Annotated in this window: 20 protein-coding genes and 6 pseudogenes; 15 read left to right on the top strand and 11 right to left on the bottom strand. The window is 58.4% G+C overall.

Translation table 11 applies throughout. The features are described from left to right. The first annotated feature begins 11 nt into the window (after positions 1–11). Positions 12–1,604 carry a gamma-glutamyltransferase gene (gene ggt / locus ATY29_RS08545; RefSeq protein ID WP_097535923.1) on the top strand — a complete coding sequence of 531 codons (1,593 nt, stop codon included), beginning with the start codon at positions 12–14 and terminating at the stop codon, positions 1,602–1,604. Between the two features lie 45 nt (positions 1,605–1,649). Next, positions 1,650–2,240, top strand: a complete 591-nt coding sequence (locus ATY29_RS08540; RefSeq protein WP_097535921.1) for a cysteine hydrolase family protein — start codon at positions 1,650–1,652, stop codon at positions 2,238–2,240. 115 nt (positions 2,241–2,355) lie between these two features. Here ATY29_RS08540 and ATY29_RS08535 read toward each other — a convergent pair whose 3' ends face one another. Beyond that, on the bottom strand, positions 2,356–3,012 hold the full coding sequence (locus ATY29_RS08535; RefSeq protein WP_097535919.1) for a LysE family translocator: 657 nt from the start codon (positions 3,010–3,012) through the stop codon (positions 2,356–2,358). A 356-nt stretch (positions 3,013–3,368) separates the two neighbouring features. On the opposite strand from ATY29_RS08535, the pseudogene ATY29_RS08525 reads away from it, so the two are divergent. Continuing rightward, positions 3,369–3,800, top strand: a pseudogene (locus tag ATY29_RS08525) (alpha/beta fold hydrolase); the annotation flags it as partial. Between the two features lie 77 nt (positions 3,801–3,877). Here ATY29_RS08525 and ATY29_RS08520 read toward each other — a convergent pair. Further along, a pseudogene (locus ATY29_RS08520) lies at positions 3,878–5,256 on the bottom strand (thiamine pyrophosphate-requiring protein); the annotation flags it as partial. Between the two features lie 31 nt (positions 5,257–5,287). Between ATY29_RS08520 and ATY29_RS36805 the strand changes: the two are divergent. The 3 genes and pseudogenes from ATY29_RS36805 (at position 5,288) to ATY29_RS08505 (ending at position 6,201) form a co-directional block, all read left to right on the top strand. Then, a complete protein-coding gene (locus ATY29_RS36805) occupies positions 5,288–5,437 on the top strand; it encodes a hypothetical protein (RefSeq protein ID WP_003567849.1) in 150 nt (49 codons plus the stop codon). A 127-nt stretch (positions 5,438–5,564) separates the two neighbouring features. Beyond that, positions 5,565–5,672, top strand: a pseudogene (locus ATY29_RS38495) (DUF3175 domain-containing protein); the annotation flags it as partial. 292 nt (positions 5,673–5,964) lie between these two features. Next, positions 5,965–6,201, top strand: a complete 237-nt coding sequence (locus ATY29_RS08505) for a BrnA antitoxin family protein (RefSeq protein WP_003567851.1) — start codon at positions 5,965–5,967, stop codon at positions 6,199–6,201. 316 nt (positions 6,202–6,517) lie between these two features. Here ATY29_RS08505 and ATY29_RS08500 read toward each other — a convergent pair. Continuing rightward, positions 6,518–6,921: pseudogene (locus tag ATY29_RS08500) on the bottom strand (type II toxin-antitoxin system HicB family antitoxin). Positions 6,922–6,925: 4 nt separating this feature from the next. Beyond that, positions 6,926–7,113, bottom strand: a pseudogene (locus ATY29_RS08495) (type II toxin-antitoxin system HicA family toxin). A 277-nt stretch (positions 7,114–7,390) separates the two neighbouring features. Between ATY29_RS08495 and ATY29_RS08490 the strand changes: the two are divergent. Together ATY29_RS08490 and ATY29_RS08485 are read left to right on the top strand one after the other, a co-directional pair. After that, the gene (locus tag ATY29_RS08490) at positions 7,391–7,657 is read left to right on the top strand and encodes a type II toxin-antitoxin system ParD family antitoxin (protein ID WP_025418433.1); all 267 of its coding nucleotides are present in this window, start codon (positions 7,391–7,393) and stop codon (positions 7,655–7,657) included. After that, positions 7,654–7,950 (top strand): type II toxin-antitoxin system RelE/ParE family toxin, encoded by a 297-nt coding sequence (locus tag ATY29_RS08485; RefSeq protein ID WP_003567855.1) that lies wholly within the window; start codon positions 7,654–7,656, stop codon positions 7,948–7,950. The genes ATY29_RS08490 and ATY29_RS08485 overlap by 4 nt, the downstream gene beginning before the upstream one ends. A 311-nt stretch (positions 7,951–8,261) precedes the next feature. On the opposite strand, the gene ATY29_RS08480 is transcribed toward ATY29_RS08485, so the two are convergent. Both ATY29_RS08480 and ATY29_RS08475 read right to left on the bottom strand, forming a co-directional pair. Further along, complete coding sequence (locus tag ATY29_RS08480; RefSeq protein ID WP_097535901.1) at positions 8,262–9,260, bottom strand: IS30 family transposase; 999 nt, start codon at positions 9,258–9,260, stop codon at positions 8,262–8,264. A 187-nt stretch (positions 9,261–9,447) separates the two neighbouring features. After that, complete coding sequence (locus ATY29_RS08475; protein ID WP_097535899.1) at positions 9,448–10,377, bottom strand: LysR family transcriptional regulator; 930 nt, start codon at positions 10,375–10,377, stop codon at positions 9,448–9,450. 112 nt (positions 10,378–10,489) lie between these two features. Between ATY29_RS08475 and ATY29_RS08470 the strand changes: the two genes are divergently transcribed. Genes ATY29_RS08470 through ATY29_RS08455 form a run of 4 tightly spaced genes read left to right on the top strand, consistent with a single transcriptional unit; the run spans position 10,490 to position 12,824 of the window. Further along, positions 10,490–11,335 carry a transporter substrate-binding domain-containing protein gene (locus ATY29_RS08470; RefSeq protein WP_097535897.1) on the top strand — a complete coding sequence of 282 codons (846 nt, stop codon included), beginning with the start codon at positions 10,490–10,492 and terminating at the stop codon, positions 11,333–11,335. 22 nt (positions 11,336–11,357) lie between these two features. After that, the gene (locus ATY29_RS08465) at positions 11,358–12,011 is read left to right on the top strand and encodes an amino acid ABC transporter permease (protein WP_097535895.1); all 654 of its coding nucleotides are present in this window, start codon (positions 11,358–11,360) and stop codon (positions 12,009–12,011) included. Then, the gene (locus ATY29_RS08460; RefSeq protein ID WP_097535893.1) at positions 12,008–12,655 is read left to right on the top strand and encodes an amino acid ABC transporter permease; all 648 of its coding nucleotides are present in this window, start codon (positions 12,008–12,010) and stop codon (positions 12,653–12,655) included. Before ATY29_RS08465 ends, ATY29_RS08460 begins: the two co-directional genes overlap by 4 nt. 1 nt (position 12,656) lies before the next feature. Beyond that, the gene (locus ATY29_RS08455; protein WP_244597367.1) at positions 12,657–12,824 is read left to right on the top strand and encodes a hypothetical protein; all 168 of its coding nucleotides are present in this window, start codon (positions 12,657–12,659) and stop codon (positions 12,822–12,824) included. A 95-nt stretch (positions 12,825–12,919) separates the two neighbouring features. Here ATY29_RS08455 and ATY29_RS38490 read toward each other — a convergent pair. From ATY29_RS38490 to ATY29_RS08435, 5 genes and pseudogenes are all read right to left on the bottom strand, one after another. Beyond that, positions 12,920–13,231: pseudogene (locus ATY29_RS38490) on the bottom strand (ornithine cyclodeaminase family protein); the annotation flags it as partial. A gap of 221 nt (positions 13,232–13,452) precedes the next feature. Beyond that, a complete protein-coding gene (locus ATY29_RS08450) occupies positions 13,453–13,752 on the bottom strand; it encodes a DUF982 domain-containing protein (RefSeq protein WP_097535891.1) in 300 nt (99 codons plus the stop codon). 71 nt (positions 13,753–13,823) lie between these two features. Further along, positions 13,824–14,297, bottom strand: a complete 474-nt coding sequence (locus ATY29_RS08445) for an Hsp20 family protein (RefSeq protein ID WP_003567857.1) — start codon at positions 14,295–14,297, stop codon at positions 13,824–13,826. 266 nt (positions 14,298–14,563) lie between these two features. Next, positions 14,564–14,854 (bottom strand): hypothetical protein, encoded by a 291-nt coding sequence (locus tag ATY29_RS08440; RefSeq protein ID WP_003567859.1) that lies wholly within the window; start codon positions 14,852–14,854, stop codon positions 14,564–14,566. A 93-nt stretch (positions 14,855–14,947) separates the two neighbouring features. Then, a complete protein-coding gene (locus tag ATY29_RS08435; RefSeq protein ID WP_003567860.1) occupies positions 14,948–15,220 on the bottom strand; it encodes an usg protein in 273 nt (90 codons plus the stop codon). Between the two features lie 273 nt (positions 15,221–15,493). On the opposite strand from ATY29_RS08435, the gene groES reads away from it, so the two are divergent. The 3 genes from groES to ATY29_RS36800 are packed head-to-tail and all read left to right on the top strand — an operon-like array spanning position 15,494 to position 17,683. After that, the gene (groES, locus tag ATY29_RS08430; protein ID WP_097535889.1) at positions 15,494–15,808 is read left to right on the top strand and encodes a co-chaperone GroES; all 315 of its coding nucleotides are present in this window, start codon (positions 15,494–15,496) and stop codon (positions 15,806–15,808) included. 55 nt (positions 15,809–15,863) lie between these two features. After that, on the top strand, positions 15,864–17,492 hold the full coding sequence (gene groL / locus ATY29_RS08425; protein WP_097535887.1) for a chaperonin GroEL: 1,629 nt from the start codon (positions 15,864–15,866) through the stop codon (positions 17,490–17,492). Between the two features lie 53 nt (positions 17,493–17,545). Then, a complete protein-coding gene (locus ATY29_RS36800) occupies positions 17,546–17,683 on the top strand; it encodes a hypothetical protein (RefSeq protein WP_157214772.1) in 138 nt (45 codons plus the stop codon). The last annotated feature ends 372 nt before the right edge of the window (positions 17,684–18,055 follow it).

Here is an 18,055-nt window from a genome sequence, read left to right as displayed (position 1 = left end):
GAATGAACCAAATGCGTAACTTCGAGAAGCCGACACGGTCTGTTGCAGTCTCGCGGAATACCATGGCGGCGACATCGCATCCTTCAGCAACGCTTGCGGCACTGCAGATCATGGAGGCTGGCGGCAATGCCATGGATGCCGCGATTGCCGCCTGCGCGGTGCAATGCGTCGTAGAACCGGGCTCGACTGGCATCGGCGGTGATTGTTTTGTGCTCTATGCAGCCAACGGATCGGACAAGGTTATCGCTTATAACGGCTCGGGGCGTACGCCTGCGGCGTTGACAGCGGGCTGGTTCGAAGAGCGCGGATTGACGGCGGTTCCACGCCAGTCGCCGGCAGCAGTAACGATCCCGGGAGCGATCGATGCCTGGACACGCCTTCACGCCGATCACGGTCGGCTTCCCTTCGGCGACGTGCTGGCACCTGCTATCCGCTTTGCCGAGGAAGGGTACGCGATCACGCCCCGCGTTCATCGCGACTGGTCAATCGAAGAAAACGTGCTGGCCGCCGATCCGACGGCAGCACGGATTTTCCTCACAGGCGGCCGTGCGCCTGCCATCGGCGAGGTGCATCGACAGCCGGAACTGGCGGAAACGCTAAAGCGCATTGCTGTAGGGGGTCGTGCGGCATTCTACGAAGGTCCGATTGCCCAGGACATGGTGTCATATTTGAATTCGCTCGGCGGGCTCCACACGATGGAGGACTTCGCCAATGCGCGAGGGGAATATGTGGATCCAGTTACCACCGATTTCCGCGGCTATACCATCCACGAATGCCCGCCGAACGGTCAGGGCATCATAGCGCTCCTGATCCTCAACATCCTGAGCCGCTTCGAAGCCAAGGGAGACCCGCAATCGCCGGACCGATTGCATGTCGAGATCGAGGCGACACGCCTCGCCTATGCCGCCCGTGACGCCTGGATTGCCGATCCCGACAAGGCGGATGTGCCGGTGGCTGAACTGCTGTCGGACGCACTGGCCGACAGGCTTGCGGCAATGATCGACCTGGAGAGGGCGCTGATCGACCTGCCGCCGTTCGAAATGCCGCTTCACCGCGACACCGTCTATATCTCGGTCGTCGACCGCGACCGCAATGCCGTAAGCTTCATCAACTCGATCTTCGACAGTTTCGGCACTGGCCTCGTCGCCCCACGCTCCGGCGTCATATTGCACAATCGCGGCCAAAGCTTCTCGCTTAAACCGGGCCATCCGAACCGTGTAGCCCCCTCGAAGCGACCGTTGCATACGATCATTCCGGGCATGGTGACCCGCAACGGTCGAGTGGAGATGCCCTTCGGCGTGATGGGTGGCTACTATCAGGCGCTTGGCCACGCACATCTGATATCCAAGGTCCTCGATTACGGAATGGACATGCAGGAGGCGATCGATCTGCCGCGCGTGATGCCTACCTCCGACGGCACAAAGGTTGAAGCAGAGAGCACGATTGACAGCGCGACCAAAGCCGAACTCGAACGGCGGGGATTTACGCTCTCGCCCGCGCAGGACCCGCTCGGTGGCGCGCAGGTGATCCGCATCGATTGGGACAACGGCACCCTGACCGGCGCATCCGAATCCCGGAAAGATGGCATTGCGCTCGGAGTTTGAGGCTTCTGTTCGCGGGAAATCCCATTAGCATAGAAGGAAAACTGCATGGCGCGCGCAATCCTCGTCATCGACGTTCAGAAAGTCTATACCGGCCCGGCTTCGCCCCTGCATTGTGTCGGCAATGCCGAAGCGATTGCCAATATCAACGCAATCACATCAGCGGCGGAGGCCGCGGGCGATCTCGTGGTTCATATCAGGCACGTCCATCGCGCCGATGGTTCGGATGCCGGCCGCATGTTCGACTTCAGCGGTGAAGCCGGCGAGCTCGGATTTGTCGCGGGCACCGAAGAGGTCGAGGACGACCCGGAACTGAAGATTCCCGCTGGCGCCGTTACGATCAGCAAGCAACGCTATTCCGGCTTCGTCGGCACGGGCCTCGACCAGATGCTGCGGGAACGCTCGATAGACCGGATCGTCGTAACCGGGTTCATGACCAACTTCTGCTGCGAGGCCACGGCGAGGCACGGCCACGATCTCGACTTCTTCGTCGAGTTCCTCCTCGATGCGACCGGATGCCCCGACCTGTCGGAAACGGCGACGCAGGCGGCAATCAAGGCTGGCACAGCCGCGACACTGTCTGCGGGCTTCGCAAGAGTCATGACCACAGCGGAATGGCTTGCCGGACGAGAAATCTAATCAACCAGCTGGAAGTGCGATCGGTCGGCCACGCCGCTCCCCCTTGTTTGTGACGTACGTTGCGTCACATCCGGATGTCGCTGTCGGGTTTACCTGAAACAGACCCGATCTTCGATCAGACACGCACACCGCGAGCATCACCGGAGAAGGCGAGGCGCAGGCCGAGACAAATCATGACGGTTCCAGCAAACCGCTCCTGCCATATTAAAAGGCGTGGACGTCGCGAAAGCCAACTTCCGAACGTGCCGGATCCAAGAGCGACCAAACTCAAGATCATGAAGTTCGACAGCTTGGTTGTTGTGCCGAGAAGAAGTAGTTGTGCTGCGACTGGCCAGTTACTGCTCGGATCGACGAACTGGGGAAGGAACGCGAACAGGAATGCCAGCGCTTTCGGGTTTGTCATGTTGCTGATCATGCCCTCTCGCAGCGCCTTGGAGGTCGAAATGGACGGCGGCGTTTGGAGACCGTGTCGATCGTGGCCGCCGGCTCGGACGAAAAGCTTGATCCCCAGCCAGACTAGGTAGGCAGCCCCAATCCAGCGCAGGACATAGAAAGCGAGTGGTGAGGCCTGCAGGATCGATGCGATGCCAACGACCAGCAGCGAGATCTGGATGGCGCCAGACAGAATGGTCATACCCACGACGCTCAAGATGGCAGTCCGGCGACCCTGTCCAATCCCTCTTCCGATGACTAGGACCATGTCTGGCCCCGGGGAGAGCTGTATCGCCAGCACGGCGCCGTAGAAGGTTAAAAACGTCCCGATGTCCAACATGAACCGCTCTCCCAATGGCGACAGAAGAATAGTAGGGCGTGACGGTATAGGATCAAACAGGTTTGGGTCTGATCTCTTCGCTGAAGGGGCTGGAAAAGGACTTCCGGCTAGGGTCGGGCGCTTTGAATTTCCATGGGCAGGCGACGATGGGAAAAACCGACGCCGCGAGCGTCGAGCTTGCTGTCGCGAGGATAGATCGTCGGCTGATCGGAAATGAGTGCTGGGATCTCACGACTGCCCTTTCGCCCCGCGGGGCGGTACTGCCCATGGCACCAACCAAGGTGGCGCTGCAATGTTCCATTCGCCGGAACCAGGCGCCGGCTCTGGGTGTTGCCTAGTCTAACCAGGAGAATGTCATGCCGCACCTCGAGACCCACGACGTGAAGATCGCTTTCGAAGAATCCGGGGCACGCCGCGGGAATCCAGTTCTCCTCCTGCACGGATGGCCCGATGACGCCTCCACCTGGAAGGCGGTATCGTCCCAACTCCAGGAGCGGAGTTTTCGTCTCATCGCGCCTTACCTGCGCGGCTTCGGCGGAACCGTATTCCGTAACGACAACGCGTCGCGCACCGCAAACGGAGCGGTTCTCGCGATGGACGCGATCGCCCTCATGGACGGTCTCGGCATCGAGCGTTTCTCCGTTGTCGGTCACGACTGGGGATCGAACATCGCCGAAGCGCTCGCCATCGGGTGGCCGGACCGCATCGACAGGATGGCACTCCTTTCATCGATTCCACGCATGGGCGGTCTGGAGACGCCGCCGTTTCGACAGGCCCAGCGGGACTGGTATCATTGGTTCATGGCGACGAAGCGCGGCGCCGAAGCGATCGAGAGGGATCCCCACGGCTTCGCGCGCATTCATCCCCTCCAGTACTTGGCGCGGTGATCAGCTCGGCCATGTTGTTCATCTGCATGGCCCCGTCGCCGACCAGTCCGATGACAGGGCGGTCAGGATGGGCGTATTTCGCGGCGATGGCGTAGGGAACGGCCGCGCCCATCGACGCCAGTCCGCCCGAGAGCGATGCCATCATACCAGCTCTGATCTTGATATCGCGCGAATACCAGTTGGCGCAGGAGCCGGAATCGCTGGTCAGGATGGAATTGTCCGGCAGCCTTGACGATAGTTCCCATGCGACCAGCTGTGGATTGACGGGATTGGCTTCCGCATGAGCGCGTTTGTCGAGCAGCTTCCACCAGGCGGCCACATTCTTTTCCACGTTGTTGCGCCACTTGTAGTCCTTCTGGTCGATCAGCGGCAGAAGCGCTTTTAGCGTTTCCTTGGCATCACCGAGGAGATTGACGTCCATCGGATACCGAAGTGACAACATGCCAGGTTGAATATCGATCTGGACGGCCTTCGCCTGCCCTTCCTCCGGCAGAAACTCTGCGTAGGGAAAGCCGGAACCGATCATCAACAACGTATCGCAGTCGCGCATCAGATCCCATGAGGGTTCGGTTCCGAGAAGGCCGATTGATCCTGTGACCCAGGGCAAACCATCAGGAAGGACGGCCTTGCCAAGCAGCGCTTTCGCAACACCCGCGCCGAGCCGGTCGGCGATAGCAATCACCTCGTCGGTCGCGCCCAGTGCACCGGCACCGACCAGGATTGCGACCTTCTCGCCGGCGTTCAGGAGATCGGCCGCCGCTTGAAGGTCCTGTTCATAGGGCACGATCCTTGGTGCTCGATAGCCAAAGCCGGAATGGACGGTCCCGTGAGCGCGCGCCGGCTCCTGGTATGCCATCTCCTGCAGGTCGTTGGGTAGGATGAGGGCTGTCACTGCCTGGTTTGCCAGCGCAATGCGAGCGGCGCGATCGATCAGATGCCTGACCTGCGCTGGTGTGTTTGCCTGGTGCACGAAGTTTCCGGCAACATCCTTGAACAGAGCCGCAAGATCAACTTCCTGCTGATAGTGCCCGCCAAGTGCACCACGAGCCTGTTGCCCGACAATTGCCAGAAGTGGCTGGTGATCGGCTTTGGCATCGTACATGCCAGTCAGCAAGTGCGCAGCACTTGGCCCCGAGGTTGCGATACAGACACCGAGCCCGCCGGAAAACTTGGCATAAGCTGACGCCATGAACGCTGCCATCTCCTCGTGACGTGCCTGGATGAATTCGATCTTATCACTTGCCCTGTTCAGGGCTCCAAATACGCCGTTAATGCCATCGCCGGGGTAACCAAACATGCGGCGAACGCCCCAGGCGTGAAGACGAGAAACGATGTAATCACCAACAGTCTGCGTCATGAAAATGCCTTTCCAATGTCAGGAGGGGTATGTGCCAACAAACCGCGCCTGGCCGCATTGGTTCCCCGCGACAGAAAGGCAGGCCAAAACGCCGCGATGCCGCTATGCCGCTGAGGAGATGTCCGAGGAAGGCTACGAAGATCATGGCGTCTCCGAGAAGGAAGCCGAGGGGCGCGCCTGAGCTACCGTCAGCCAGGAAAGCGGGGGCGGCAAAAAATCCGGATCTGGCCGCGGTCAATGAGCACCACGCCCATCACTAAGTTATCGCGGCGCCATACGTGATGGCGCTGTTCCCTTGAGGGGGTCCCATACCGAAAAATAAATTAAAGCAGAAATGGTCACAGGACGTGACCGACAACAGCGACGCGATGGACCTCGAAGGCGGGATCTTCAAGCAACGCAGCGTCAAAAGATCGTGGATTCACTAATTGAGCGTAAGCGTGCGAACGCCCTCTCTCCTTTCCCTTCTGATCTTTTCTGTCTACAACCCCAGCCGCGCCGATGGGCGGCAATTCAAGGCAGCGGCAGCAACCGGGCGTGCAGCACCTGATGCGCGATCGGTACAATGCGTTGCTGGAACGGCCTTCTTGCAGGAAATGCAACCGCGGTCTCAGCTCAGAAATTCCGGGAGGAACGTCTTCTAGGCAAGCTCGGGGCCATGATGAGGCCACATCTTCGCGCAGGTAGACCAAGCCATTGGAGTCAAGCATGACACGAACACCACGCCGCCCCGCCAGTCCGCTCGACGCCGCGGAGGCCTTATTCAAGCCGGCAAAGAAGGTGGCACCGCCGCCTGCTGTCGAACGGCGAGCGCTGCCGAATGTCAAGGAGCAGGTCTCTCTGAAACTCGACAGCGACGTACTCGCCTATTTTCAGGCGGAGGGTCCCGGCTGGCAGGAGCGTATCAACGATGCGCTGCGTGCCGCCATGAAGGACGATCATTGAACCTGGCTGCTAACGCGGTGCCCGTTCAGGCACAGCGGATCGACGAAGCATTTAGGCTATCGCACCACCTAAAAAGTTTCCAAACAATGAGCTAGTCAAGACGCATCAATCCGAGGATAGGCTGCCGGGTTCACTCAGCGCCGAAGCGAATGCGGCCCAGCGCATCCGTGTCGATATCGCTGTCCACACGGATGCGTCTGCCCCGACCAAGTTCGATCATTACGGGCCGAGGTGCGCTGAAGCGAGAGCGATTGGCCTGTCTGCGCTCGGGTCCAGCGCTTCGTTTACCCCGCGAAGGGAACCGCAAAGGATCAACTCACGCGGCAGCGGTGCGATCGATCTCATGCTTAGCGGCTCTTACCAAAAAGCCGGGAATGGTCATCCCATTTGCTTCTGCAAATGTGTCAATCTGCTGTAAAATGTCCTCAGGCAGAGTGACGTTCACTCTGATGACCTTCCTGGCTTCAGTTTTCAGCGCAACCAGAAGGCGACACCATCCTTATTGTCAGGGTCTGACATAATCGCCTCAAGGCTTAAAGGCTCCGGCACAGCTTCGCCGTCTCCAACAAGTCCCTCGACATGCAAGGCCAATGCTTCTTCAGCCATTGATCTCGCGTCATCAAGATCCACCCCGGCCGTAACAAGTCCGGGAAAGTCAGGAAAGGACACGCCGTAGTCGCTACCAGCATCCTTGTGGATCAGTCCGATATAATTGCGCATGTTTTCACCTCAATTTCAGTCCGGATTGCTTCTCAATGCTTTCAGCGTTCCCAGAGGGATGTGCCGTTTTGGGTGAGACACGGTGACGCGGCCCGACTTGGTTGGATGCTTGAATTGGACGTGGCTACCTTTAGTGGCCACTTCGAACCAACCGTCCGCCTTCAATGCCGAGATTATGTCACCGCTCTTCATGGCGGAAATATACACGAGTAGGTATTACTTCACTCCCGAAGAGCCATATTTCCGCGAAAGGTATAGGCAAACGGTCCTGCGCACCTGCCCCGGCGAACAATAATCTTAAGAGGCTTGTCATCTCTGACGGCCCCGGCATTCAGAGGCCTAATACCTCAATTCTGGCATGCGGCAGCACAAAGTGTCGGACGTACCTTTTCCCGCTGTTCAGCGATATAATGACTGTTGATAATAGTTGATAAGAGCCTATCCTACAACAAATCAGATGGAGAACCGCATGATCAGCGCCGAACTGGGAAAACAGCTCGAAAGCTATATCCAGCAACTCGTGGATACTGGTCGCTATGGCTCGAAAAGCGAAGTCCTGCGTGAAGGTGTGCGACTGATCCAGGACCGCGAGACCCGGCTCGCCGCGCTGGACGCCTCCATCATGCGCGGCATTGCCGATGCGGACGCTGGTCGGACGAAGCCGGCGAGCGATGTCTTCGACCGTCTCGACGCCAAATACCGTGCGATGGCTGACAAGGCCGAAAAATCGGCATGATCCTTGAGTTCTCAAGCGAGGCGGAAAACGACCTTGAGCAGATCGCCGATTATATCGCCGAGCACAATCCGCGGCGCGCCCTGTCATTTATCCGGGAGCTGCGGAGCGAATGTGTGGATTTCGTTGATAGTCCGAACAGCTTCGCACTCGTCGCTCGCTACGAGCACCACGGTATTCGTCGTCGTGTTCATGGCAACTACCTGATCTTCTACCGCGTCGAAACCGCGAAGGTAGTCATCATCCATATCTTGCATGGCGCCACCGACTATGGCGCCATCCTGTTCGGCGAATGATTTGAATGTGCCAATCTTGGGGCTACCTCGCGCACTAATGGCAAGCTGAGCGGCTACTCTGTGCGTCTCAGCGTCATCGTGCGAGGCGATGCAATTCTTTCTGCGACATGGTGATCATAAAGGACATGACGACTCCGACCGCTCATGGTCTCGACCAGGCTGAAGGTCGTCATCCTTGCTCCCAACGTTGGCTTTGACCAGTGCGTCGAGAGGCGAGACTGTCGCATCTCTAACTGGCCCAACTGTCGCATTACTAAATAGCCGTGCAGAATCTAACCGAAGTGCATCATGCCGGTTTTTAGGGTAGGGGTTCAGCGTCCTTCTTGCAAATGGGCCATGAACACTTCGGCCGGTGTCCTGTAATCGAGGCACTTTCTTGGCTGGTGGTTGAGATGGCGAGCAAGCTGGATGAGGTTGCGTTGCGAGACGGCCGTCAGGTCCGTCTCGCCTGGCATGAAGCGACGGATGCGCTTGTTGGTGTTTTCCACCGCGCCTTTCTGCCACGGCGCACTGGGGTCGCAGAACCAACTACGGGCGCCGATGCCATCTTCCAAAGCCCTGAAACCGGCAAACTCCGTGCCGCGATCAAAGGTGAAGCTCTGGCGTGCGAACGCCGGCAAGGAAGAGAATGCTTCGATGATCCTGTCCATGATTGGTCGCGAGTGTCGGCTCTGGTTCTTGATCATCACGGAGCGGCTTTTGCGCTCGATCAGGGAAGTGACGTTGGCGGTGCCCAAGTCACGTTGGAAGATCAACAAGTCGCCTTCCCAGTGGCCGAATTGCGAACGATCACCAATGAAGTCAGGCCGTTGCGATATCCTGCAGGCAGCAGGAAAGGCACCGTCGCGGGGTTTCCTCGAACCGCGAGGGCGGCGTTTGCGGCGGCCCTCCGGCAGATGCTGATAGAGCTTCAGCGCATAATCTTCCTTGCCGTAGATGAAGCGATAGATCGTCTCGGTGCAGACACGCACGGTGCAAACGCCATCCGCGAGCAGGCGGCCGGCGATCTGTTCCGGTGACCAAAGCGCCTCCAGCTGCTCGATAACCAGTTCGCGCAATTGCGGGTGCCGCACAAGCTTCCTCAAACGCCGTCGCCGCTCTTTGCGGATGTCGTCAGCAACCGTGCTGTAGTAGCCGTCGTAGTCCGGTAGTTCGCGATCGCGAAACGTATTGCGCTTGATCTCGCGATAGATGGTCGAGCGATGGCGACCGAGTTGGCTGGCCATCTCATTGATCGGAACCTTCCGCTCGACCAAATGATGCAGGCGCCGTCGATCGGCGAGGGTCAAGTGTGAATAGCATCGCGACATGCCAAAATCTCCAAAGTGAAACCATTGAAATCATTGGCATGTCGCACTTGGAAATAGAATGTACCCCGCTACAACTCTTCCTCGCATAAGCCCAAATTATGGAACTATGCCCCCGATCTGGACAGGCAATCTTGAGATTTGAGAGAAAGCGACTGCTTCTCCCGAACTCGCAAGGCTGATACCTGAATCAGTCATTAAGCAAATGGGGCCCACGATGAAGAGCTTCGGAGGCAAATCCGGCGAGTTCGCGAATGAAGAAGTCGAGAACTGTGGACGGTTTCTCCCCGAGGCGGGTGGCGATGATGAAAGGCGACTTGATCCGCGCCTGCTCTGCCAGCACTGCCCGAAAGATGCCCTTCTGCACCCAGTCCGCCGCGTAGTGATCCGGCAGATATCCGAGGTAGCGTCCGGACATCACGAACATTGCCTGCGCTTCCATGTTCGAGGCAGACGCCCGCGCCCGTGCCTTCGGAAAATATTGCAGCTCCCGCATATTGGCATAGGGCCTGACGACAAAATCGAAGCCCTCGACCCGCTCAACCGAAATCTCATTATCCGGCGATGAGAAAAGCGGATGCCCATTTGCGCAATAGAGAGAATGGGTCTCGTCCCGCAGGCGCGATAATTTCAGGCCCTGGTAAGCTTCCGTTTCCGGCAGAATGGCAATGTCGAGGCCGCCATTGGCGATTTCGGACAGAAGCGCATCCGGCGAATCGATAACCAGTTCCAGCCGTGCCTCCGGCGCCCTGTCGCTAATCCGGGCAATGATGCGGTGGATGGGAAGGTCGGCGTCGGTGATCGTGTTATCCACCAGGCCAAGTCTCAGCGTTCCCGTAATCCGGTTCTTCAAGTTGCCGACATCGCTCTCGAAGGCATTGAGCGCCAGAAACAGCGATTTCGACTGCTCGTGCACGATAGCGCCCCGATCGGTCAGTTCGAAGCCGCCGCGGCCGCGACGACAGAGCCTGAAGCCGAGCCTGTCTTCCAGCGCCTTTATATGAAAGCTCACGGCCGATTGGCTCAGGCCAAGGTTGATCTGCGCACCAAGGAAGCTCTTATGCTCCACGACGGCACGAAAGACGGTCAACGATCTAAGGTCGGACTGGGCTAGAAGCATCGGCAACGCCTTACATCATATTTTCTGATGTAAACTTCATATCTTTCCTATTTTTTTGCGCTGTTGTCCATGATTTCCTGTTTCGGCATCACTGAAAACGGGGAACGGAATTATGGAGCGTCTATCGACCTCAAAAGCTCTACTCATCGGCGCAGCACTCGTTGCCGCGCTTTCGACCTGCACTGCCCGGGCCGCAGACCTTCTCGAAAAGGTCAAGTCCGACAAGGTATTTACTGTTGCAACCGAAGCACGCTTCGCGCCTTTCGAATTCGTTGAAGACGGCAAGATCGTCGGCTACTCGGCCGATATCATGGCAGAAGTCATGAAGGCATTGCCGAATGTCACGTTGAAGCGGCTCGACCTGCCCTGGCAGGGCATTCTGCCGGGCCTCGCGGCAGGCCGCTTCGACTATGTGGTCACGTCCGTCACCGTCACCTCGGAACGCATGAAGGCCTATCACCTCTCCGCCCCGATTGCGGATGCGACCATGGCCATTCTCAAGCACAAGGGCGATTCGGCGATCACCAAGCCCGAAGACATCGCTGGCAAGGCGGTCGGTTCGCAGGCAGGTTCGGCCCAGCTCGCAGCACTTGAGACCTTTGCTGGAAAGCTGAAGGACAGCGGCAAGCCGGCCGTGACGGTCTCTACCTATACCGATTTCTCGGAGGCCTATGCCGATCTCGGCGCCGGCCGTATCCAGGCGGTTGTCAATTCGCTTCCGAACCTCCTGGAAGCATCTCGCCAGCGTCCCGATGCGTTTGAAGTGGTTCTCCCGACCTTCGGCCCGAAGACCTATTTCGCCTGGGCCGGCCGCAATGACGCAGACAGCGCTGCACTCAATGCGCTGATCGATGCGGAACAGATCAAGCTGAACAAGTCCGGCAAGCTCGCCGAGCTTCAGAAGAAGTGGTTCGGTGCGCCGATGGAACTGCCGGAAGCCCTCCCCGCCGCCGAATAAGACGCGCAGGGACAGGCAGGTCATGGAAAAGACAGTCGCACACATTTGGCCGGCACTTCTCGACGGCCTGACCACAACGATGACGATCAGTCTGGCGGCGCTTCTTCTAGGCGCGCCGCTGGCCCTCCTGCTGGCGTCAGCCGGACGTGGCGGACGATGGATCCGGGCCCTGGCCGGGATCTATCTCTCATTCTGGCGTGGAACGCCGATCCTCGTCCAGCTGTTGATCATCTTCTATATTCTCCCCTTTCTCGGTCTTGAACTGGACCCGGTCGTTGCGGCGACCGTGGCCCTAGCGCTGAATACAGCAGCCTTCCAGTCCGAAATCTACCGGGCGGGCCTCCAGGCCATCCCGAAAGGCGAGATCGAGGCGGCGAAAATGCTTGGCCTTTCTCCCCGCACGATCTTTCTGCATATCGAGGTGCCTCAGGCTTTCCGCACCATGCTGCCGGCGCTCGTTGGCGAAATGCAGGCTCTGGTGAAGAACTCCTCGCTCGTCTCGGTGATCGCCGTCACCGACCTGACGCGCCGCGCCCAGCAGGTCGCCGCCTCCACCTTTCGGCCGCTGGACGCATATGCCTTCGCTCTCATTCTCTATGTCGCGATTGGTATTCTTCTCGCAGGAGTGGGCCTTTTGATCGAACGACGTCTCTCGCATGGGAGCGAAGGCCAATGACCGGCTTCATGAACGACGCTCCGCTCTATCTTGCCGGACTTCTAACCACCATCACGGTGTCGGTCAGCGGCATGGCAATCGCAATCCTTCTCGGCATCATGCTTGCCTCGGCGCTGCGCCGCCGCTTCTGGCCGCTCTCCCTTGCGGTCAGGGCCTATGTGGAATTTGCCAGAGGCGCACCGCTCGCGCTCGTGCTGTTCCTTCTCTACTACGGGGGCCCACAATTCGGGCTTCTGCTCCGCCCCTATGTGGCGGGCATCGTGGGCCTCGGTGTCTATGGCGCCGGCCCGTTCGCCGAGATTTTCCGGGCAGGTCTCAACGCCGTCCCAAAGGGAGAACGCGAAGCGGCCGAGATGCTGAGCCTGACACCGGGACAATGCTTCCTTTATGTGGAGCTGCCGCAAGCTTTGCGCCTCACCCTGCCGCCGTGTGTGGGTCAAGCGATCGCACTCCTGAAGGAATCGGCCGTTCTGTCTGTCATCACACTTGGCGAACTGACGAAAGTGGCCGGTGCGATTAGCTCGATCACTTTCGCCGTTGTCACTCCCTACGTCACCATCGCCCTCCTCTACTGGGCATTCGTCGAAATTCTGTCGAGGCTCGGGCGCGTTCTTGAGCGCCGCTTCGCCATGAAAGGTTCCTGACATGACGCAACCGGCGGCGATCTTCGTTCGCGGACTTGAAAAACGTTTTGGCGACAAGGCCGTATTGCGCGGCATCGATCTCGATGTTCACAGCGGCGACGTCACCTGCATCATCGGGCCCTCCTCGCGGCTCAGCTATTGCTCAACACGATTGGAAGAATCTTTGTAAACAATATCAGATGAAGGTGTTCGTAGCGCTGGGACAGACGACGGACCTCGATGAATGGACGAGACATACAGTTGGTCTGGTGAGTGAAGCCGTCGTTAGACGAGAGCCAAATCAACTGCACCCGACGCGACAGCAAGGTCCTGCAGCGCAACGCCGGTGTCGTCGAATAGCGTTATTTCATCTGCGGACGTTCGGCCGGCGTGTTTCCCGAGACTACAGAGTCGATTTCGGTGATTGAATCTTGCGTCAGCATGCCCCTCTCCTGGGTGTGCTGGCACTCCCCAATAAAGGTGGGTGGCTGGCTGCACCTGCGATGGCTTTAAGAGTGGGCAAAGGATGAGGTGATCGAGGTAATGACATCGGACTGAGCCCAGTCGATCAAGATCAACATGCTCAAAAGGAATGCTTTGGCCGGCGTCTCAGTCAGTTGGCGAAGCTCCGGCTTCGAGTCGACCGCATAGAAATGGAACGCCCAAGCCGCGAGAATGGCCCGTTTGTCATCGAGCGCCAGAGAGGCGATCTCACGACGTCGACTGGCCGCCGGAGTTGCAAACCCTGCATCAACAGTCCTACCCGCAATTGCGCTGTCGACCGCCTGCTGCAAGATTATGTTCGCCATGGGGCAACCTCATTGCACGTGGGGGTCGCGGTCGCCTCTCATGCGCGACGCAGCAATCGCGAGCGTTTCGGGAGCGAGCAGATCATGCTTCTCAGCAAACGCGACGAACAGTCCGCGCGCCGTCTCTGCTTCGATTTCGGCGTGAAGCGCTGCTTGACACGCCTTTAATGCGACGGAGTGCGCCGTGTCCCTGAGCGAGGCCGGCCACTCGGCAAGATGCCGGTAGGCGTCCGTCACGCCGCGTATTTCTGCAGGAAAGCCCAGGCCGACAAGAATGGTGACAGGTTGGCTGAACATATCGGGCTTCATCGCTCTCTCCTTCCCAAGTGTTGAAGGGCGCCGCCACGACGGCGCCTTAGCCTGTTGGACAAGCTCAGAAATCAAGCCGCCTTCTGAGCTTCGATCTGAACCGGGGGGGGCGAAGTCAAGGCCGGCGTGCTCTGGATCGAAATCTTTCGCGGCTTCAGTGCCTCCGGGATCTCACGGACAAGCTCGATCGACAGGAGCCCGTTGCTGAGATCCGCTTCGTTGACCCTGACGTGGTCGGCGAGTTCGAATCGATGTTCGAACGGACGCCCGGCAATGCCGCGATGCAGAAAGCCTTCGGCGGAAGCTTCCTGCTTCTTGCCTGTGACCGTCAGCAGGTTGGACTGAAAGGTAATGTCCAGATCCTCCCGTGAAAAGCCAGCTACCGCGATCGCGATACGGTAGCTGTCATCGCCGGTCTTGAAGATGTCATAGGGCGGCCAGTCGCTGATCGAACGGGCGCGCTGGGCGTTTTCGAGAAGATTGAAAACCCGGTCGAAGCCCACGGTCGAGCGGAACAGGGGTGCGTAGTTGTAAGATGTTGCCATAGCCATATCCTCCTTGAAGCAACATGGGTACGGGAGCGCCGAAAGGCGGCGCTTCCAGCAAAGCCAACTCTGTCGTCAGCAGCTGGCGGAAATCGATTCGGTTTAGCGGATTTCCTGTTTCAAGACCCGTAACAAGAAAAATTTACGTCGCACTCCAGGCTGGTTGAATACGACCTGATTTGCTTGTCAGTTGGGACATTTCGCCTATCAGGAAGAGCTCCCCGTCTGCAGCCGGGTTCAGCGATTGGCGTCGCTTAGCAGCCCCTTTAGTGGACCGAGCGACTGATCACGCGATGAGGATAGGCGGCCTTGAATTGCGACATCATGGCGTAAGCCTGCTGTAATACACGCTCCGTCGCTTCCGGCTTATCGCGAGCGAGTTCGTCGGCATTAGCCCGCATCGCCTCAGCCATACTGGCGGACACCATCGCAAAGCGTCCTTCGCCATAGGCGAGCGCCTCCTGTGAGGCGGTTTCGAGCAAACGGGCAAAGTCGACGATGATCTCTTCCCGTTCAGTGATGTCTACGTTCTTGATGATATTGATGTTCTCTTCCAACGGGTGCTACTCCATACACTCTCGGGGCACGCACCGAGCTCAACGGCCTCGGTCGGACGATGAGCTAGGAGGACGAAAAACCAAATTCAAGGCTCAGTGCAGCTTGAACTCACCATCAACGCGCCGCCATTCGTTCGGCCTGATCAGTCGCTGGTGGCTATAACGGACCGAATGCAACGGTCCATCGAGCGATGCCTGCCAGAAATCCAGAAACTTGCGCATCTCGGGGAAATCAGGGGCAAGATCGTAATCTTGCCAAACGTAGGTCTGCAGGACGGACTCGAAATCGGGAATACGGTAGAGGATGTGAGCGGTGGTGAGACCGTAGCCGTTGAGCTGACGCTCCAAGTCCGATGAAAATTGCATGCTTCATCTCCGTTTCGTAACATGATGATGGTCGCGCATAACTTCGCTTCTTTCAACATGTTCCGAACGAAAAATGTCAGTTTTTTGTTCCTTTACAGTGTGTTGTCAGCCGTCGAGGGCGAGTGCTAATTTTTTCGTCCACCCTCTTGAAATTGAAAAATCCGAAAAATAAATTTTCCGCGCGAACGCTCAATGAGGTTCGCACCTGCCCGGGCTAGTCATCCGGTCCGGCCAGGGTTTTAACGTCATCATTTTTGCTCAATGGAGGAAAAAATGTCGTTCCGACCGCTTCACGATCGCATCCTTGTCCGCCGGGTGGAATCCGAAGAAAAAACCAAAGGCGGCATTATCATTCCGGATACTGCCAAGGAAAAGCCCCAGGAAGGTGAAGTGATCGCCGTGGGAACTGGCGCCCGCAACGAGGCCGGTCAGGTGCATGCGCTCGATGTCAAGGCGGGCGATCGCATCCTGTTCGGCAAATGGTCCGGCACTGAGATAAAGATCAACGGCGAAGACCTGCTGATAATGAAGGAAAGCGACGTCATGGGCGTCATCGAAGCCCAAGCAAAGCAGAAGATCGCTGCCTGACTATCCAACTGGTGAACCTATCAGTCAAAAAGCTGCCTATCGAAGGAGTGAAGAAATGGCTGCGAAAGAAGTCAAATTCAACACCGATGCCCGTGAACGCATGCTGCGTGGGGTCGATATTCTCGCCAACGCGGTCAAGGTAACGCTTGGTCCAAAGGGGCGCAACGTCGTCATCGACAAGTCCTTCGGCGCGCCGCGCATCACCAAGGACGGCGTCTCCGTCGCCAAGGAAATCGAATTGGAAGACAAGTTCGAGAATATGGGCGCCCAGATGTTGCGCGAAGTGGCGTCGAAGACGAACGATCTCGCCGGCGACGGCACTACGACCGCGACGGTGCTTGCGCAGGCGATTGTCAAGGAAGGTGCAAAGGCGGTGGCCTCCGGCCTTAACCCGATGGACCTGAAGCGCGGCATCGATATTGCCGTGGACGCTGTAGTCAAGGAGTTGAAGACCAACGCGCGCAAGATCACCAGCAATTCGGAGATCGCGCAGGTCGGTACCATTTCCGCAAATGGCGATGAAGAAATCGGCCGCTACCTCGCCGAAGCGATGGAGAAGGTCGGCAACGAAGGCGTCATCACCGTCGAAGAAGCCAAGACCGCTGAAACCGAGCTTGAGGTCGTCGAAGGTATGCAGTTCGACCGCGGTTACCTCAGCCCCTATTTCGTCACCAACCAAGACAAGATGCGGGTCGAGCTCGAGGATCCCTATATCCTGATCCATGAGAAGAAGCTTTCTAACCTGCAGGCTCTTCTGCCGGTACTGGAGGCGGTCGTAAAGTCGGGCAAACCGCTGCTGATCATCGCTGAAGACGTCGAAGGCGAAGCCCTGGCGACCCTCGTCGTCAACAAGCTGCGCGGTGGCCTGAAGATCGCAGCCGTCAAGGCTCCAGGCTTCGGTGACCGCCGCAAAGCAATGCTCGAAGACATTGCCATCCTGACTGGTGGCACTGTCATCTCCGAGGACGTCGGTATCAAACTTGAAAACGTTACGCTCAACATGCTTGGTCGCGCAAAGAAGGTGGCGATCGAAAAGGAGAACACAACCATCATCGATGGCGTCGGTTCCAAGACGGAAATCGACGGTCGTGTCGCGCAGATCCGCGCCCAGATCGAGGAAACCACCTCCGACTACGACCGCGAAAAGCTGCAGGAACGCCTAGCCAAGCTCGCTGGCGGTGTCGCCGTCATCCGCGTCGGCGGCTCAACGGAAGTCGAGGTCAAGGAGAAGAAGGATCGCGTCGACGATGCCCTGCATGCAACGCGAGCGGCCGTTGAGGAAGGCATCCTGCCGGGCGGCGGCGTAGCGCTGCTGCGCGCGGTGAAGGCACTCGAAGGTCTCCCCACAGCCAACGACGATCAGCGTGTCGGGATCGACATTGTCCGCCGCGCAATCGAGGCACCCATCCGCCAGATCGCCGAAAACGCCGGCGCCGAGGGTTCGATCGTGGTCGGCAAGCTCCGGGAAAAGAGTGAGCTGTCATTCGGCTGGAACGCTCAGACTGGCGAGTATGGCGATCTTTATGCACAGGGCGTTATTGATCCTGCAAAGGTGGTTCGCACAGCGCTCCAGGATGCGGCCTCGGTCGCAGGCCTGCTGGTAACGACGGAAGCCATGATCGCGGAGAAGCCTAAGAAGGACACCGCACCGGCCCTGCCCGCTGGTGCCGGCATGGACTTCTAAACGGTGATGAGGCCCGCCTCTTCCGCTGGGGCGGGCCTCATCGGAATAGCAAAATGATGGAACCGGTTTCAAAAGAAGATGCACGTCTATGCGCCGGCGTGGTGAAGGAAGTCGCGCGTGCGAAAGGCATCGTCAACGACCCGGCCGCGATCGGGGGGCCTGACGACAACCGTTGCCAGGCTTTTCAATAAGGGCGTGTGCGATCGCGACCCGCTACCGACGGCGGCCATGAACTCCGTTCAGACCGCCTGAGTGACGCCGCTCGGAGAGCCGTCGTGGGGGCGGTGCGTGGGGGTCACCCTTTCGTCGCTCAACACCGAAGAGAGCGGGCAGGAACCGCAACTTGATCTCGGACTTTGATGCCGCCGTTCCTGAAAACGAAAAAGCCTGCCGTGGGAGGAGGTGCGGCAGGCTTTTCGAAAAGAACCGAACAGCGACTGGGAGGAGAGTGTCGCCGTTCTGACAGACGTCCCTCGGGAGGAGGAGTGGGCCGCCTGAAATCGAAGCTCTGCGGGAGGAGGTGCATCGCTTCGATGAAAATAGAATACCCATTCCCGCCGCAC

It is taken from the genome of Rhizobium hidalgonense, from assembly GCF_002914525.1.
In the GTDB taxonomy this organism is placed as follows: domain Bacteria; phylum Pseudomonadota; class Alphaproteobacteria; order Rhizobiales; family Rhizobiaceae; genus Rhizobium; species Rhizobium hidalgonense.
The sequence above is the reverse complement of the archived record's forward strand: the minus strand, read 5'-3'. Positions and strand labels throughout refer to the sequence as shown.

Bases quoted from the DNA above. Each gene is read 5' to 3' on its own strand.
- ggt (WP_097535923.1), top strand. From the start codon at position 12: ATGCGTAACTTCGAGAAGCCGACACGGTCTGTTGCAGTCTCGCGGAAT.
- ATY29_RS08540 (WP_097535921.1), top strand. From the start codon at position 1,650: ATGGCGCGCGCAATCCTCGTCATCGACGTTCAGAAAGTCTATACCGGC.
- ATY29_RS08535 (WP_097535919.1), bottom strand. From the start codon at position 3,012: ATGTTGGACATCGGGACGTTTTTAACCTTCTACGGCGCCGTGCTGGCG.
- ATY29_RS08505 (WP_003567851.1), top strand. From the start codon at position 5,965: ATGACACGAACACCACGCCGCCCCGCCAGTCCGCTCGACGCCGCGGAG.
- ATY29_RS08490 (WP_025418433.1), top strand. From the start codon at position 7,391: ATGATCAGCGCCGAACTGGGAAAACAGCTCGAAAGCTATATCCAGCAA.
- ATY29_RS08485 (WP_003567855.1), top strand. From the start codon at position 7,654: ATGATCCTTGAGTTCTCAAGCGAGGCGGAAAACGACCTTGAGCAGATC.
- ATY29_RS08480 (WP_097535901.1), bottom strand. From the start codon at position 9,260: ATGTCGCGATGCTATTCACACTTGACCCTCGCCGATCGACGGCGCCTG.
- ATY29_RS08475 (WP_097535899.1), bottom strand. From the start codon at position 10,377: ATGCTTCTAGCCCAGTCCGACCTTAGATCGTTGACCGTCTTTCGTGCC.
- ATY29_RS08470 (WP_097535897.1), top strand. From the start codon at position 10,490: ATGGAGCGTCTATCGACCTCAAAAGCTCTACTCATCGGCGCAGCACTC.
- ATY29_RS08465 (WP_097535895.1), top strand. From the start codon at position 11,358: ATGGAAAAGACAGTCGCACACATTTGGCCGGCACTTCTCGACGGCCTG.
- ATY29_RS08460 (WP_097535893.1), top strand. From the start codon at position 12,008: ATGACCGGCTTCATGAACGACGCTCCGCTCTATCTTGCCGGACTTCTA.
- ATY29_RS08455 (WP_244597367.1), top strand. From the start codon at position 12,657: ATGACGCAACCGGCGGCGATCTTCGTTCGCGGACTTGAAAAACGTTTT.
- ATY29_RS08450 (WP_097535891.1), bottom strand. From the start codon at position 13,752: ATGAAGCCCGATATGTTCAGCCAACCTGTCACCATTCTTGTCGGCCTG.
- ATY29_RS08445 (WP_003567857.1), bottom strand. From the start codon at position 14,297: ATGGCAACATCTTACAACTACGCACCCCTGTTCCGCTCGACCGTGGGC.
- ATY29_RS08435 (WP_003567860.1), bottom strand. From the start codon at position 15,220: ATGCAATTTTCATCGGACTTGGAGCGTCAGCTCAACGGCTACGGTCTC.
- groES (WP_097535889.1), top strand. From the start codon at position 15,494: ATGTCGTTCCGACCGCTTCACGATCGCATCCTTGTCCGCCGGGTGGAA.
- groL (WP_097535887.1), top strand. From the start codon at position 15,864: ATGGCTGCGAAAGAAGTCAAATTCAACACCGATGCCCGTGAACGCATG.
- ATY29_RS36800 (WP_157214772.1), top strand. From the start codon at position 17,546: ATGATGGAACCGGTTTCAAAAGAAGATGCACGTCTATGCGCCGGCGTG.